At 45.2% G+C, this 1373-nt stretch carries 2 protein-coding genes; both read right to left on the reverse strand.

The window, feature by feature from the left end; translation table 11 throughout:
- Positions 1-19: 19 nt before the first annotated feature.
- Positions 20-862: an IS3 family transposase gene (locus LRP50_RS25225; RefSeq protein WP_274167147.1), complete on the reverse strand. Its 843-nt coding sequence runs from the start codon at positions 860-862 to the stop codon at positions 20-22.
- Positions 853-1373: helix-turn-helix domain containing protein (locus LRP50_RS25230; RefSeq protein WP_274167146.1), on the reverse strand; the 521-nt coding region annotated here is incomplete at its 5' end. The genes LRP50_RS25225 and LRP50_RS25230, both read right to left, overlap by 10 nt.

Consider the following 1373-nt stretch of genomic DNA (forward strand, 5'->3'; position numbering starts at 1 on the left):
GTAAAGTTGGACATTTCTGTTAAGCGGCTTTTAAGGCCTGATTCCGATATCCTATCGGAGTCAGGCCTTTTAGTTTCGCTTTAATACGTTTGGTATTGTAGTACTCGATATACTCTTTGATTTGTTCCATCAAATCATCAGCATCTTCAAAGCGTCGATGATGGTACATCTCTGTTTTTAGTAGGGCGAAGAAGTTCTCTGCCACTGCGTTATCTAGGCAATTCCCTTTTCTCGACATACTTTGTGTCAGTCCATGATCGTTGAGCTGCTTTTGATAGGCTCTGTGTCGATACTGCCAACCTTGGTCGCTGTGTATTATGGGCTTCGATTTTGGGGTTAGCGTTGAGATAGCCTCCTTAAGCATACCAGTGACGAGGGGTAAATCAGCGCGTTTCCCAAGTTGATAAGTCACCACTTCTCGTGTGAACAGGTCAATCACTGGAGACAGATATACCTTTTGCCCTTTGACTTTAAACTCAGTGACATCAGTGACCCATTTCTCATCCGGTTGACTCGCCTCGAAGTCTCTTTCAAGTACATTAGTTGCCGCTTCCCCCGTCTCGCCACGGTAAGAACGATATTTCTTGGGCCTGACTATCGACTTCAAGCCTAACTGCATCATCAGCTTTTGCACTGTCTTGTGATTTAACCTGATACCTCGGTTTCTCAGCTCTAAGTGAATTCGACGGTACCCGTAGCGTCCTTTGTGCTCATGATAAATAGTCTGTACTAACCGCTTTTCACACTCATAGCTATCACGAACCTGACCTGCTTTGGCATGATAATAAAAGACGCTTCTTGCCAGGTTCAGGGCTCGAAGTAAGTGTTTAAGCGGGTATTTATCTCTTAGAGTCAGAGCGATGACCGTTTTTTCTTTGTTCGGCGGGTTTTCTTTTGCTCCAACTCCTCCAGCTTTTTTAAAACGGCATTCTCCGCACGTAAATAAGCCAGCTCTTCTCGCAACTCTTCGAGCGTCATTTCACTATCTGGCTTAGTTGTCGTTTGAGGTTGCTGTTTCATTGAAGGTCTACCTTTAGGCTGCGGTTCAAGCCCCTTAATGCCTTGCTCATTGTAACGTTTGAGCCAAGTGGCGAATATGCCGGGGGATGAGAGGTTTAACACGGCACTAGTGTGCGTGACAGACCAACCATTCGTCCACATTAATTGCAATGCGGCGAACTTAGAACGACCGGTGGCAGTCTGCGTTGCAGGTAGAAATGAGCGGTTTCCATGGATAGCGAAGACTTGAGTCCAGTATCGTATTTGTCTGGAAGATATTGAACATTGTTTAGCAAGCATCTCAGATGACAAACCGTTTAAACACTGCCTGGCAACGAGACACTTAAACTCGCGGTTGTATTTGGACATAAAAA

The organism is Enterovibrio gelatinilyticus (assembly GCF_028683095.1).
Classification (GTDB): Bacteria; Pseudomonadota; Gammaproteobacteria; order Enterobacterales; family Vibrionaceae; genus Enterovibrio; species Enterovibrio gelatinilyticus.